This window comes from Ensifer sp. ENS08, from assembly GCF_014852195.1.
In the GTDB taxonomy this organism is placed as follows: domain Bacteria; phylum Pseudomonadota; class Alphaproteobacteria; order Rhizobiales; family Rhizobiaceae; genus Ensifer; species Ensifer adhaerens.
Window position 1 is genome coordinate 199010 of record NZ_JACVBF010000007.1, and the last position, 13781, is coordinate 212790.

Consider the following 13781-nt stretch of genomic DNA (forward strand, 5'->3'; position numbering starts at 1 on the left):
GCTCAAATCCTGAGTCAATTCAAGCCGCTATGGCTCGAACCGAAGATTTTGAATCAGCCAACGATCTCGGTGCCCGAGAACCAGTAGGCGATTTCTTCAGCAGCGGTTTCCGGAGCATCCGAACCGTGAACCGAGTTTTCGCCGATCGAGAGAGCGTGAACCTTGCGGATCGTGCCTTCGTCAGCGTTTGCCGGGTTGGTGGCGCCCATGACTTCGCGGTTCTTGGCGATTGCGTTTTCGCCTTCGAGAACCTGAACGATGGTCGGGCCGGAGGACATGAACTCGACCAGTTCGCCGAAGAACGGACGCTCCTTGTGAACGGCGTAGAAGCCTTCGGCTTCGCGACGGCTCATCCAGACGCGCTTGGAAGCGACGACGCGCAGGCCGGCATCTTCGAGCATCTTGGTGATGGCGCCGGTCAGGTTGCGCTTGGTCGCGTCCGGCTTGATCATCGAGAAGGTACGTTCAATAGCCATTGGCTCAAATCCCTTGTTTCTTGAGAAGTGGCGGTTCATTAGCCGCCAATTCCGCGCAAAACAAGGGGGTTCACCGATGATTCGGCTTAGGCCAGGCGGGTTTCACGCAGCCGTCACACTGCGCCCGAGCCCGCCACGCAGATCGAGGCAGCGCTCAAACCAGGCGGTGACGGGATCACCCGGCTGAAGCAGGCGCTGCGGCGAGACGATGCGCGCCCATTGAAACGCGCCGAAGACGATGTAGTCGGCGAAAAGCGGCGTTGCACCACCCAGAAAATCCTGAATCTTCAGCAGATGGCGCAAAGGCTCGAGCTTTTCCGGGAAGGTTGCGAGAGAGGATCCGCCACTTTCGGCCACGGCCTCGAGCGACGTGCCGAAGCGCTTTTCCCGGCTCTCGCGGAAATAGGCCTGATCGACGGGATCCAGCCGGTCGTGAATATCCCGGATGATGATGCGGGTGATGGCCGGGTGCAGCGTCGTCTGCGACCAACCCTCGACGAAGCGGGCGATCGCCATCGCCCCCTCGCCGGCAAAGAGCGCCGGACGGTCCGGATAGGTCCGTTCGAGATAAAGGGCGATCTCGAAGCTGTCCTTCACGAGCTTTTCTCCATCCCGCAGCAACGGCACCAGGTTCGTCGCCCCGTCCTCGATCGCTCGGATCTTGGTGAAACCGATCGGCACGGTGTCAAAGTCGAGCCCCTTGTGGGCCAGCGACATCGCGGTCTTCCACACATGCGGCGAGAAGGGACGCGCCCTGTCGGATCCACACAGCGAATAGAGCTTTCTAGTCATGCAAACTCTCCGGGACGGTTGGCGTCCTCTTGAACGACATATCCGCCGCGTCATCAAATCAGTAAATTTCATGAATGATATCAGACACAGGAATGCGGTTCCGGGTTAGCGTCGCCATCCGCAACCGCAGCCATCAGGAAGGTAGCCGATGCTCGATCATTTTCGCATGTTCGCCGATTATAACCGCTGGGCGAACCGCCTCGTCTATGCTGCTGCTGCGGAGCTGACCGATGCCGAATTGCGGGAAAACCGCGGCGCCTTTTTCGGCTCACTGCTTTCAACCCTCAATCATATCCTCGTTGCCGACCGCATCTGGATGAAGCGCTTCACAGGCGAGGGCAATACCCCTGCTTCACTCGACACGACCCTGCACGAGGACCTCGCCGGGCTTACCGCCGCGCGGGCGGCCGAGGACGAACGCATCATCGCCTGGATCGACAACCTCAGCGACGAGCGCCTTGGCGCTTTGCTTAGCTACAGAACGCTCACCAATCCGGCGGCCGTCACGCAGAGGCTGGCGCCGACGCTCGGCCACTTCTTCAACCACCAGACCCACCATCGCGGTCAGGCGCACGCGACGCTCACCGCGCTCGGGCGCCCGTCCCTGATACTGGACCTGGCCCAGTTTCTGAGGACCCAAGGATCACAGTGGGCGTAACGGCGAGCGCAACGACTCGAAGCCGAACAGCCGCAGTGGCCGGATCTCACGGCCGCGCCATGCGATAAGCTTCTTCAAGAGCTGACGCTGGCCGAGCCATGCGACGAGGCCGAGCGCCACGCCGCCGACGATCGACAGCAGCGAAAAAGCCGCCGGCGGCAAGGCTGGCTGCATCGGCACCATCAGCAATTCCGGCACGAAGCGGTGCAGGATGTAGATGTGGAAACCCGCCGCCGACAGGGGCAGGATGAGCTGAGCCGACCAGCGCGGCAGACTGACGCGTGGAAGGTAAAGCAGCGCTGCCAGGACGGCGATCTGCAGCAGATATTTGATCTTCGTGCCAATCCAGACTCCTTCGTAGAGGCCGAAGAACAGGAAGGCCGCCGTGCCGGCCAGCATCAACAGCAGCCGCTGCCTGGCCGTTTCCGCAACGGCGGCGCACCAGCCAATGACGGCGAGATAGAAGATCCATGGCAGCGTGAAGATCTGGCGATTGCCGATCGGCCAGACGAGTGGCAGCGCCAGACGGGTAACAAGCGCGGCCAGAAGCAAGGCCATCCCGGCGGCGAAGGGTTTTGCCGACACGAAACGGCGAAACTGCGGGACGGCAAAGAGCCCGACGAAGACCACCATCATCTGGCAATAGGCCTCGATGAACCAGTAGAGATAGGGCACCATGCCGTGCGTTTCCGGCAGGGCCACGCCGAAGTTGCCGACGAGAAAGACCGAGGCCCAGGGCACCTCACCCCAGGCGACCGCATAGGCCGCAACGATCAGATAATAGGGGATCAGCACCTGCGCGAGCGGCCGCAGGATCGCCCGGCCGTCGCCTGCAAGCAGCGGTCCCATCTGAAAGCGCGCAAGGCTGAAGCCGGCGAGAACGACCATGGCCGCCGACCCGCCGGGGATCGGCCACAGGACCTCGTGGTGCAGGACGACCAGAAGAATGGCAAGCGCACGGATCAAGAGGTCCGTGCCGATGCGCCGCGTGGCAGTCTCGCGCCGTTCCTGGAGCGATAGCTCGGCGATCGGCAAGGTCTCCCAGGTATCCGGAACTTGCCCCAGCGCTTTTTCCAGCCCGATCGACAGCTGAACGAAGCGCAACGAATCGCCGCCGAGCGAGACAAAGCTGTCGGACCGCTTCACCCGCTTTGGATAGAAGACCTGGGCAAAGAGCCCTTCGATACCGCCGTTATCATCATCGCCACTGGCCGCCGCCTGGCGGGCTGCCATGTTCAGTGCGTTGTAATCGATCTTGCCGCTGGCAAGCCGCGGCATCTCGGCAAGGGGCGTCGCCTTCAGGTGGGCCAATGTCAGCCCGCTTGCCTGCGCCAAGAGCCGCCTGATCTCTTCGGCATCGCGGCTGCCGGCGTAAAAGGCATGAAGGCCGGCATCGTCGCCGACAACGGCAGCGGTGATGCCGCGCGCCTCGAGCCCCGCTTCCAGCACATCGTGCGCGATCCTGAGCCCGGCGATCTTGGAGATCCGCTTCATGCGGCCGACGATCTGGAACAGGCCGTCGGCATGGCGCATGGCGAGGTCGCCGGTCCGCAATTCGGCAAGGTCGGCGCCGCGGCAGAGGTCATCCCGTGAAATGGCATAGCCCATCATGACGTTCGGGCCGCGATAGACGAGTTCGCCAGTCACGCCGTCGTTTTCGATCGGCACGCCGCTCTCGCTCACGATCAGAAGGCGTCCACCTGGAATGGCGACGCCGATCCTGTCCTCGTTGCCGGAAAGCTGAGCCGGCGGCACATAGGCGATGCGGGCGGTGGCCTCGGTCTGGCCGTACATGGCGAAGAAAGCCACACCCTGGGTGCCGAGATGGTCGTTGTAGGCTCGGATGACATCAGCGCTCAAGCGGCCACCGGCGACAGTCATGAAACGCAGCTTGGCGAAGCGACGGTCGCGGAAGCCCACTTTTTCCAGCAGCTCGTAGGAGTAGGGCACGCCCGAGAGGTTCGTGCTTCCGCTTTCCGCGAGACCATCGAGAAAAGCGGCATCGAGGATGGAGCCGCCGGGAATATAGAGGCTGGCGCCGACGGCCAGGTGAGAATTCAGCACCGACAGGCCGTAGGAATAATGGAGCGGCAGGATCAGGCAGCCGCGATCTTCCGCCGTCAGGCCGAGATAGTCCGCGATCGCCACAGCGTTGGCCGAAATGTTTTCCCGCGAGAGGCGCACGGCCTTGCCGCAACCGGTGCTGCCCGAAGTCGAGAGCATGACGGCCAGTTCGTCATGGGGCGTCCTGTCGCCCTGTCGCAGATGCTCCGTGCGCCAGCGGCCATCGATGCGACGGAAGCCGAAGTCTGGCTCGAAGGCATCGACCCAGGAGCCGGCAGCGCCGTTCTTCGGGGCTTGCATGGCGACGGCATGCCCGGCGGGGAGCGCTGCCAGATAGGCGACAATCGCATGCTCGCAAAGCTCGGCCTCGATCGTTACCAGCCCGCGCGGACCGCGAAAGGCAAGTGCCTGGCGGGTGACCCGCTCATGGAGTTCGCGATAGGTGACGATCCGTTGCCCGGAAAAGAGCAGCGCCGGCCGGTCGCCCCATTTCGCCAGATCCGCAATGAACGAGAGGGACATGCTTGACCGTCGCTGTTTGCCCGGGCTCGATGCCCGATTTAGCAGCGCCGAATATAATTGGTGACTAAAGGCGTCAAGTATAAAGATGGCGACAGTTGACGACCGTCCATTCCCCCGCGACATGCGGTTGCGGTGGACGGAGGGCCGATGGAATTTAGCAACCATACCGGGCGGGAATCGCCCAGAGCTCGAAATCTTCAGACTCCCTTAAATGCGGCCTTCTCATAGTGGCGGCTTATCAATCCAGAGATCGAGAAGCGACCGGGGGCCACGACAGAATGAACAGGCAAGTTCCAGCGGATGCCAGCCGATCGCAGGCGAGGCAGGCGGCGATCATTCTGAAGGTGGCGCATGCGATGTCGGCGCACGGGATCGCGGCCCTGCCCCGCAATTACGAGCTTGTCTACGAGGCGCTATCCGGTCGCCTGCCGGAGCTTTCCCGCGAACTCGCCGCACTCGGGCACAACCCGCAGCAGGATGCGCTGGATGCCCTGGGTCTCAGGCATCACCTCATCTCCCATGCAGCACTTGCCGCGGACCGCGCGAGAGCCGCTGGCCAGGAAGCGCTTGTCGAGATTGCCGGAAAGCTCAGGCTCGCCTTGCTGCAGAAACAGAGCTTCAAGGATGAACTGGACCATTTCGCCGGCCGCCTGGCCACGGACCCCGTTGCAGGCATGTCCGAATTCGCCGACGACGCCGCGCGACTGCGGGAAGCGGCTGGCCGTTTGACGAATGAAGAAGGCGCTCTCCAGCAGGCGCTGGAAACCAGCATGAGACATCTCGCCGAACTCGAAGGCGAGCTTGCCGAAAGCCGGCGATCCCTGACCCGCGACCCGACCACGGGCCTGCCGAACCGCCTGGCGCTGACGGCAAAACTCGACTCGATCCTCGAAGCGGAACGGGCAGACCAGCCGGTTGCCCTGCTTCTTGCCTCGGTGGAAGGGCTGCGTGAAATGGCGGAGCACCACGGCGGTACGGTCGCCGCGAAGGCGCTTGCCAAGCTCTCGACGCTGTTTCGCAAGTCGATCAAGAAGGACGATTTCGTCGCCCGCGTAGGCCAGCAGGAGTTTGCCTTCGTGTGCCGGGATGTCAGCACCGAAAATGCCGAGGCCATTGCCCGGCGTCTGCGGCAGTCGGTGAAGGAACTGACGGTCACCCTCCCCGGACGGGCGCACACAGCCGAGACGCTTTCGCTTGCGGCCGGCATCACCCTTGCGCAACCGGCATCGACGAGCGCCGATCTGCTGACCCAGGCGGAGCAGGCCCTCGCCGGCGCACGCGATGGCGCCGGCATCCTGTGCTATTCGGCGGCCCTCGGCCGCGGCAGGGGCTACGGCCAGAGCGCCGCTTGACGCTTGCAAATCAGGCGGCGTCCGGGTGACGGCTTTCGTCGATTTCCGACGCCCTTTCACGCAGACAGCCGAGCAGCCGGAAGAGTTCGGTGCGTTCACAATCGTCGAGCGCTGAGAACAGCTCATCGATCGTGCGATGGCGCGGCTGCAATGCCGCCTCCAGCGCCAGCCGACCGCGGTCGGTGATCGAGATGATCTTCGCGCGACGGTCTTCCGGATCCGGTTCTCGCAGGACCATGCCGTCCCGCTCCAGGCCATCGATCGCTTCGGTGACGGTTCTGGCCGCAAAGCCGAGCGCCGAGGCGATATCCGCGCAGCGACAGGGGCCGAGCGTGTTCAGATAAAACAGGAATTTGCTGCGCGCGAGCGAAACGCCTTCCTCCGACATCGATGCGTTCACCAGGCGATGAACGCAGTGGTAGAGCTCGAAGAGCCGCTCGGCGACCTCGACTTTTTCTGTCATGGCAATGTACCTCATTTGGCAACGCCAAAACGAAACAACCCGGCCCCGCGTGGGCGGGACCGGGTTGTTCGGTCAACCGTCTGGCGTGACTTACTGCTTGTTTTGGTCGGCCTCGCCGAAAGCCCTGGCGCCGCCATTGGCGATCGCGCCGGTTGCCGTCGTGTCGACGGATTTGTCTTCAATGCCTGCATAGTAGTCGCCGCGGCTTGCGGTCGCGGACACGCCGGTGCCGGCGGAAGCCTCGGCGCGGCCGGTAAAGAGCGGCGTGGAGCTCACACCCTCGTAGTAGCTTCCGCCGGCGACAGCGGCGGACGCGCCGCCGAGCATGGCGGCCGCAACGAGGATTGCGGCAAAGGACTTCTTCATCGATCTGTTCCTTGGTGGAGATGTAAGGTCGGGGCTGAGCCCGCATAGGCGCTTGGGGTCGCCTCATAGGACCATCACGGTGATCCATCAAATCCCTTGAAATGGGGTGCGGGCCAAAACCCGCGCCCCCTCATTCATCGCCGTTAGCGCGAAATGCCCTGGTAGTATTCGCCTTCGCCGCCGATCACGCTCTTCGGCGCGACGCTGAAGTTTGCGACCGAGCCGGTGTTGGTGCGATCGACATAGCCGGCTTCGGAGCTGCCGATGGTGAAGGACGACTTGCCGGTGACGGCCGGCGTGCGCTCGGTATAGAGCGGCGTCGGGCTGACGCCTTCATAGTAGCTGCCGCCGGCAAAGGCAGCGGAAGCGCCACCGAGGATAGCGGTTGCAACGAGAGCGGCGGAAAGAGCGGTCTGGATTGCGGTTTTCATGGTCTTCACTCCTGGGAGGCTCGTTCGGCTGAACGAGGTTTCATCAAAAATGTCCTTGGCCGGATCGGTCGTCCCTCGGAACGCGGGGCCACTGCCACTGGCGTTCGGTCGATCGAGGCGGTCAGAAGAGCGTTCCCCGCCCTTCCGTTATTGAGATGGTCCCTCACGATGAGGATGTGTAGTATCGATTGTCGGAACGCCTTGTTCAAAAATCGATAACAATGACCTCTTGAATTCCCGACCCGCCACAGCGGTGGCAACAGCACGCCGACGCCTCTTGCCTTCCCGGCCAAGTCCGGGCAAAAGGCCGCAATGATCCAGATTTCCGGCCTTTCCGCCCGCATCGCGGGACGTCTCCTCATCGAAAACGCATCCGTGACGCTTCCGGCGGGCACGAAGGCGGGGCTCGTGGGCCGAAACGGCGCTGGCAAGTCCACGCTGTTTCGCATCATAACCGGCGAATTCGCGTCGGAAGCCGGCACGATCGCGCTACCCAAAAACGCGCGCATCGGCCAGGTCGCGCAGGAAGCGCCCGGCACAGAAGAACCGCTGATCGAGATCGTGCTCAAGGCGGACAAGGAGCGCACGGCGCTGGTCGCCGAAGCCGAAATCGCGACCGATCCGCACCGGATTGCCGAGATCCAGACGCGGCTTGCCGACATCGGCGCCCATTCGGCCGAAGCGCGTGCTGCAAGCATTCTCGCCGGCCTCGGCTTCGACCATGAAGCACAGCTGCGTCCCGCCTCTTCGTTTTCCGGTGGCTGGCGGATGCGGGTGGCGCTTGCGGGCGTACTCTTTTCCGAGCCGGATTTGCTGTTGCTCGACGAGCCGACCAACTATCTCGACCTTGAAGGCACGCTGTGGCTCGAGGATTACATCCGCCGTTATCCACACACGGTCATCATCATCAGCCACGACCGGGACCTCTTGAACACCGCGGTCAACGCCATCGTGCATCTCGACCAGAAGAAGCTCACCTTCTATCGTGGGCCCTACGACCAGTTCGAGCGGCAGAAGGCGGAAGCCGACGAGTTGCAGATGAAGGCGAAGGCCAAGAACGATGCGGCGCGAAAGCACCTCCAGAGCTTCATCGACCGCTTCAAGGCCAAGGCCACCAAGGCGCGCCAGGCGCAAAGCCGCGTCAAGGCACTGGAGCGCATGGGCACGATTGCGGCCGTGATCGAAGATCATGTCCAGGGCTTCTCCTTCCCGGACCCGGAGAAGGAAGCGGCTTCGCCGATCATCGCCGTCACCGGCGGTACCGTCGGCTACGAGCCCGGCAAGCCCATCCTCAAGCGCTTGAACCTCCGGATCGATACGGACGACCGGATCGCGCTGCTCGGCTCGAACGGCAACGGCAAGTCCACTTTCGCCAAGTTCATCTCGGGTCGCCTCGCGCCTGAGGCGGGCGAACTGAAGATCGCTCCCAATCTCAAGGTCGGCTTCTTTGCCCAGCATCAGCTCGACGACCTGATCCCGACGCAAAGTGCTGTCGAGCACGTGCGCCGGCGCATGCCGGAAGCGCCTGAAGCCAAGGTGCGCTCACGCGTGGCGCAGATGGGGCTTGCGACGGAAAAGATGGAAACGCCCGCCAAGGATCTTTCCGGCGGCGAAAAGGCGCGGTTGCTGATGGGCCTTGCCGCCTTCGACGCGCCGAACCTTCTGATCCTCGACGAGCCGACCAACCACCTCGACATCGACAGCCGCAACGCGCTGATCACCGCACTCAACGACTATTCCGGCGCCGTGATCCTGATTTCACACGACCGGCACCTGATCGAAGCGACGGCCGACCGGCTGTGGCTGGTGCGCGACGGTACCGTGACGAGCTATGACGGCGACCTCGAAGATTACCGCAGCCTGATTGTCGGTGGCCCCAAGGCGAAGGACGAGAAGCCGAGGCCGACCGGTGTCGACGACAGCCTTTCGAAGGCGGACCAGCGCAAGGTCAATGCCGACAAGCGCGCCTCGCTGGCGCCGCTCCGCAAGAAGATCAACGAAATCGAATCCTTGACCGGAAAGCTGGAGAAACTGATTCAGGCACTTGATGTGGAACTTGCCGATCCGGCGCTCTACGAAAAGTCGCCGGCCAAGGCTGCACAAAAGGCCAAGGAACGCTCCGACGCGGCAGCGAAACTGGCGCATGCCGAAGAGCAATGGCTCGAACTTTCCGCCGAATATGAAGACGCGATGGCCGGCTGACAGAAGCCGGCCCCGTCGTCGCCTCCCCTCCGTCAGCCCAGCTCGAAAGTGGTAATTCCGTAGATTCGCGCCAGCGGCAGCCCCGGATCCGGCCCACGATACATGCGCGCGGTCTCAAACACGGGCTTGAGATTGTAGCGATCGCAAAGTGCCTTGGCCGAGGCGTTCGGTTCAGGGATGTCGAGGTATACTTCGCTGCCGTTGACGCCAGCGGCAAGCTTGCGAAAGACCAGATCGGCGCCGGTCTCGATGTCGGAAAAGAGCGGCCCGATCTTGTATCCGTTGCGGCAGGCCCGGATCGTCCCATAGGCCGCCACCGCGCCATCGCGCAGCAGCAAGACGCTGCGCCGCCCGTCGCTCGCCTTCAGCCACTCGCGCAGAAACACCTCGCGACGCGCCGGGACGAAGCGGCGATCATAGTCGATGAGGAGCGGCATATGCACCGGCGCGACCTCCAGAAGATCCGCGCCCGGCGGCTCGACCACGTCGATGATGCCGCCGTAGCGGATGTTCGCGTGGGCGTAGACGAAGCCGGACCGGCTATAGTTCTCCTGCTGCGCGACCACACCGTCCAGACCGACGATGCGCCGATCGGCAACCGACATCGCCTGTTGCCACAGCTGTCGGCCGATGCCCCTGCCACGATGATCCGGCCGGGTGATGAAGAAGCCGAGAAAGCCGAAGCTTTCGTTGTACCGCGCCAGTGAGATCGCGGCGACCGGCGCCCCCTCTCCATCCGCCACCCAATAACCCTCGGGGTCGGCTGCCCAGAAAGGCCCCGCGTCGCCGAGGCCGGGGTTCCACCCCTCTTCCGCGGCCCACTCGATCATGATGTCGAGGTCGGCTCGGCTTGCCCGACGGATCTGCTGCTGCATCGTTCACTCCTCGTTCGGGTGGTCAGACCACCCATGTCAGTCCAGTTGACGGCACGGCATCGCACGTCCACCGGTAGAGTTAGTGCGGCGACGTTGAGAGGGAATGACAATCTGTCGATTCCATCGACATCGATGTCATAGCCGTGGGCGGAGCGGCGGCTTGCTCCCGGTGTGCAATCTGCTACAAGAGCCGACAATAAGTCATACAAATCGAGCGGAACACCATGGCCCCCATCAAAATTGCGCTTGTCGGCATCGGCAAGATCGTTCGCGACCAGCACCTTCCGGCGATCGCCAAGAACAGCGACTATCAGCTGATTGCCGCCGCGAGCCGACATGGGACGGTCGACGGCATCGACAATTTCAAATCGATCGAGGCGATGCTCGACGCGGTTCCTGCGATTGAAGCCGTGTCGCTCTGCATGCCGCCGCAGTATCGCTACGAGGCAGCTCGCGTCGCGCTCGACGCCGGTAAGCACGTGTTTCTGGAAAAGCCGCCGGGCGCGACGCTCAGCGAGGTCGCGGACCTCGAGGCGCTGGCAGCATCGAAGGGGCTGTCGCTGTTTGCAAGCTGGCACTCCCGCTACGCGCCGGCCGTGGAAGCTGCAAAGTCCTTCCTGGCAACGACGACGATCAAGGATGTCCAGGTCATCTGGAAGGAAGACGTGCGGCACTGGCACCCGAACCAGGAATGGATCTGGGCGGCCGGGGGCCTCGGGATCTTCGATCCGGGCATCAACGCGTTGTCGATCGTCACCCACATCCTGCCACGCCCGCTGTTCGTAACGTCGGCCGTGCTCGAATTCCCGGAAAATCGTGACGCGCCGATCGCCGCCAACATCACCTTCACCGACGGCCAAAAATTGCCGGTCGCGGCGGAATTCGACTGGCGCCAGACAGGCAAGCAGAGCTGGGACATCGTTGCCCGCACGGCGGCGGGCGAGATGGTGCTGTCGGAAGGCGGCGCCAAGCTCTCCATCGATGGCAAGCTCGTGCACGAGGAGCCGGAGCAGGAATATCCGATGCTCTACCGGCGCTTCGCCGAAATCGTCAAAGCCGGGAAGTCTGACGTCGATCTGGCGCCGTTGCGCCACGTCGCAGATGCCTTCATGCTCGGCAAGCGCAAATTCGTCGAGGCCTTCCACGACTGATCTTCCGGACATGCCGGAAACAAAAAGCCCGCGGTCTCGTCCGCGGGCTTTTTTGTCGTAACGCTTGTAAACTCAGGCCTTCTTTTCCCAGCGACCATCGCGGTTCTGCTGCCAGTAGGTCAAGGTGTGGCCCTCGCCCTTCAGCCGCTTCCAATGGCCGCGCGCGCCTTCCAGCTGTTCCTGGTCATAGCCGTCGAACATGAAGACGATGCGCTCATAGGCCGAAACGTCAGGCGGGCTCGCGCCATCGATGACGAAACGCACCGTCGCCGCATTGGCATTGCCGTCGTCGGCGACGAGCAACACCGGCTGATCCGCCGCAAAGTCCCCGGCGTCAGTGCCATGCGGCAGGAAACTCTCGTCGCGATAGACCCAGAGATGCGTATCGAGCGCATCGCGGCGTTCGGCATCGACCGTCTGTACGACCACGCGCCAGCCGCGCTCGACACTCTTGTCGAGCAGCGGCGGCAGCGCGTCTTCCAGCTTCGATTCCGTCAGGTGGTAGAACAGGATCTCGGTCATGCCGATTGCCTCCCGCCTTTCATCACGTCCGGCATTGCCGATCAGGCCTCGTAGCTCGCCCGCACCAGCTCATCGAGCAGCCGCACGCCGAAGCCCGAACCCCAGGACTGGTTGACCTCGTCGGTCGGCGCGCCCATCGCGGTGCCAGCGATGTCGAGATGCGCCCAGGGGGTATCCTTGACGAAGCGCTTGAGGAACTGCGCGGCGGTCACCGCGCCACCGTGGCGGCCGCCGGTGTTCTTCATGTCGGCGAACTTGCTGTCGATCATCTTGTCGTATTCCCGGCCGAGCGGCATGCGCCACAGGAGCTCGTGCGTCGCGATGCCGGCGGCAAGAAGCTGCCCCGCCAGACGGTCGTCGTTGGAGAACAGGCCGGCATGATGCGTTGCAAGTGCAACCATGATCGCGCCGGTCAGGGTCGCGAGATCGATGATCGCCTGCGGCTTGAAGCGATCGTTGCAGTACCAGAGCGCATCACACAGCACGAGACGGCCTTCGGCGTCGGTGTTGATCACCTCGATCGTCTGACCGGACATGGAGGTCACGATATCACCCGGGCGCTGCGCACTGCCGTCGGGCATGTTTTCCACAAGGCCGATGATGCCGATGGCGTTGACCTTGGCTTCGCGGGCGGCGAGCACGTGCATGAGGCCGGTGACGGCGGCCGCACCACCCATGTCGCCCTTCATTTCCTCCATGCCGGCAGCCGGCTTGATCGAGATGCCGCCGCTGTCGAAGACGACGCCCTTGCCGACGAAGGCAAGCGGACGGTCCTTGGACTTGCCGCCCTTCCACTGCATGATGACGAGGCGCGGCGGGCGGCTCGACCCTTGCGCGACGCCGAGCAGCGCGCCCATGCCGAGCTTCTTCATTTCCTTTTCGGTGAGGATCTCCACCTCGACGCCGAGCTTTTCCAGCTCCTTCGCCTTGGCGGCAAACTCGACCGGGCCCAGCACGTTGGCCGGTTCGTTCACCAGATCGCGGGCGAGAAACACGCCTTCGGCAACGGCCTGCGCCGCCGTGAACGCCTTTTTCGCCGCGATGACCGTGCCGGTGACGATCGTCACCTTGGTCGGCTTGCCGGATGGCTTCGCGTCGTCGTCGGCCTTCTTGGTCTTGTAGCTGTCGAAGGCGTAGGCATTCATCTCCATGCCGAGTGCGAAGTCCGCTGCCGCCTTTCCGGTCACGTTGGCGTCGGGCGCGTCGATGAAGACCGTCACCTTGTCGACCGAACCAAGCTTCGCAGCGACGGCCCCGCCGGCCTTCAGCCAGTCATGGTCCGTCAGCGCATCCGCGTCTCCAAGACCGAGCACGACGATTCGATCGGCGGGCGAGCCATGCGGCGCGACGATGTCGAGGGAGGAGAACGCCTTGCCGGTAAACTTCTTGATCTTCGCCGCCCTTGCGACGACGTTCTCGGGGTCGGCGACATCGGCGCCGGCAGCCGCCGACGCGCCCGCGCTCTTCAGCAGAACGGCGACGCCACCGCTCGGCTTATGGGACTTGGCAAAGGTGAACTCAAACTTCATCGACATTGAAAACTCCGGGTATTTCCTGTCTGGACGCAACCCTTTGGATCGAATGGATCTTTCCGGGAGATCGAGCGCCAGCCCAAGGGGATCTAGGCCGCACAACGCAACCGGACGACACGGCAAGGCTTATGGCAAGCCGGCCTGTTACCGGGCGGTTACAGTGGCAAATATTCGCATCATTCGCCACCGTCAAAGCTGTGGCCGGCACCCTTCTCGCTTTTCAACCGCTTGGCAAGATGCCCGCAGATGTTTACATGCGGTTAACCGAGGTTCTTCGCCTTAAATTATCCCTGTTGCTGCACAATTCGAGCAGCACGGGTGGCTGGCAAAGAACCGGGCTTCGGTTTACGGACATGGGCGAAATCCGGTTCGATA

Annotated in this window: 13 protein-coding genes; 4 read left to right on the forward strand and 9 right to left on the reverse strand. The window is 63.1% G+C overall.

All coding sequences use genetic code 11. The annotated features are described in order from the left end of the window. Nucleotides 1-53: 53 nt before the first annotated feature. Complete coding sequence (gene ndk, locus IB272_RS17980) at nucleotides 54-476, reverse strand: nucleoside-diphosphate kinase (protein WP_034803877.1); 423 nt, start codon at nucleotides 474-476, stop codon at nucleotides 54-56. A 102-nt stretch (nucleotides 477-578) separates the two neighbouring features. Beyond that, nucleotides 579-1268 (reverse strand): glutathione S-transferase family protein, encoded by a 690-nt coding sequence (locus IB272_RS17985; protein ID WP_192444596.1) that lies wholly within the window; start codon nucleotides 1266-1268, stop codon nucleotides 579-581. A 148-nt stretch (nucleotides 1269-1416) separates the two neighbouring features. Between IB272_RS17985 and IB272_RS17990 the strand changes: the two genes are divergently transcribed. Beyond that, nucleotides 1417-1926, forward strand: a complete 510-nt coding sequence (locus tag IB272_RS17990) for a DinB family protein (RefSeq protein ID WP_060580918.1) — start codon at nucleotides 1417-1419, stop codon at nucleotides 1924-1926. Here the strand turns inward: IB272_RS17990 and IB272_RS17995 are convergent. Further along, nucleotides 1912-4512, reverse strand: coding sequence for an AMP-binding protein (locus tag IB272_RS17995; protein ID WP_060580919.1), 2601 nt, complete (start codon nucleotides 4510-4512; stop codon nucleotides 1912-1914). The genes IB272_RS17990 and IB272_RS17995 overlap by 15 nt on opposite strands. 278 nt (nucleotides 4513-4790) lie before the next feature. On the opposite strand from IB272_RS17995, the gene IB272_RS18000 reads away from it, so the two are divergent. Continuing rightward, nucleotides 4791-5864, forward strand: a complete 1074-nt coding sequence (locus tag IB272_RS18000) for a GGDEF domain-containing protein (RefSeq protein ID WP_060580920.1) — start codon at nucleotides 4791-4793, stop codon at nucleotides 5862-5864. Between the two features lie 10 nt (nucleotides 5865-5874). Here the strand turns inward: IB272_RS18000 and IB272_RS18005 are convergent, their stop codons facing one another. The 3 genes from IB272_RS18005 to IB272_RS18015 form a co-directional block, all read right to left on the reverse strand. Further along, on the reverse strand, nucleotides 5875-6327 hold the full coding sequence (locus tag IB272_RS18005; protein ID WP_060580921.1) for a MarR family transcriptional regulator: 453 nt from the start codon (nucleotides 6325-6327) through the stop codon (nucleotides 5875-5877). Nucleotides 6328-6417: 90 nt separating this feature from the next. Further along, the gene (locus IB272_RS18010; protein WP_060580922.1) at nucleotides 6418-6693 is read right to left on the reverse strand and encodes a hypothetical protein; all 276 of its coding nucleotides are present in this window, start codon (nucleotides 6691-6693) and stop codon (nucleotides 6418-6420) included. 143 nt (nucleotides 6694-6836) lie between these two features. Continuing rightward, complete coding sequence (locus IB272_RS18015; protein ID WP_034803904.1) at nucleotides 6837-7124, reverse strand: hypothetical protein; 288 nt, start codon at nucleotides 7122-7124, stop codon at nucleotides 6837-6839. A gap of 312 nt (nucleotides 7125-7436) precedes the next feature. On the opposite strand from IB272_RS18015, the gene IB272_RS18020 reads away from it, so the two are divergent. Further along, nucleotides 7437-9326, forward strand: a complete 1890-nt coding sequence (locus tag IB272_RS18020) for an ABC-F family ATP-binding cassette domain-containing protein (protein ID WP_113135658.1) — start codon at nucleotides 7437-7439, stop codon at nucleotides 9324-9326. 32 nt (nucleotides 9327-9358) lie between these two features. On the opposite strand, the gene IB272_RS18025 is transcribed toward IB272_RS18020, so the two are convergent. Beyond that, nucleotides 9359-10201 (reverse strand): GNAT family N-acetyltransferase, encoded by an 843-nt coding sequence (locus tag IB272_RS18025; RefSeq protein ID WP_060580924.1) that lies wholly within the window; start codon nucleotides 10199-10201, stop codon nucleotides 9359-9361. A gap of 224 nt (nucleotides 10202-10425) precedes the next feature. On the opposite strand from IB272_RS18025, the gene IB272_RS18030 reads away from it, so the two are divergent. Further along, nucleotides 10426-11352 (forward strand): Gfo/Idh/MocA family oxidoreductase, encoded by a 927-nt coding sequence (locus IB272_RS18030; RefSeq protein WP_034803912.1) that lies wholly within the window; start codon nucleotides 10426-10428, stop codon nucleotides 11350-11352. A gap of 72 nt (nucleotides 11353-11424) precedes the next feature. Here the strand turns inward: IB272_RS18030 and IB272_RS18035 are convergent, their stop codons facing one another. Together IB272_RS18035 and IB272_RS18040 are read right to left on the reverse strand one after the other, a co-directional pair. After that, nucleotides 11425-11874 carry a DNA polymerase III subunit chi gene (locus IB272_RS18035; protein WP_060580925.1) on the reverse strand — a complete coding sequence of 150 codons (450 nt, stop codon included), beginning with the start codon at nucleotides 11872-11874 and terminating at the stop codon, nucleotides 11425-11427. A 41-nt stretch (nucleotides 11875-11915) separates the two neighbouring features. Beyond that, nucleotides 11916-13409: a leucyl aminopeptidase gene (locus IB272_RS18040; RefSeq protein ID WP_060580926.1), complete on the reverse strand. Its 1494-nt coding sequence runs from the start codon at nucleotides 13407-13409 to the stop codon at nucleotides 11916-11918. Between the last annotated feature and the right edge of the window lie 372 nt (nucleotides 13410-13781).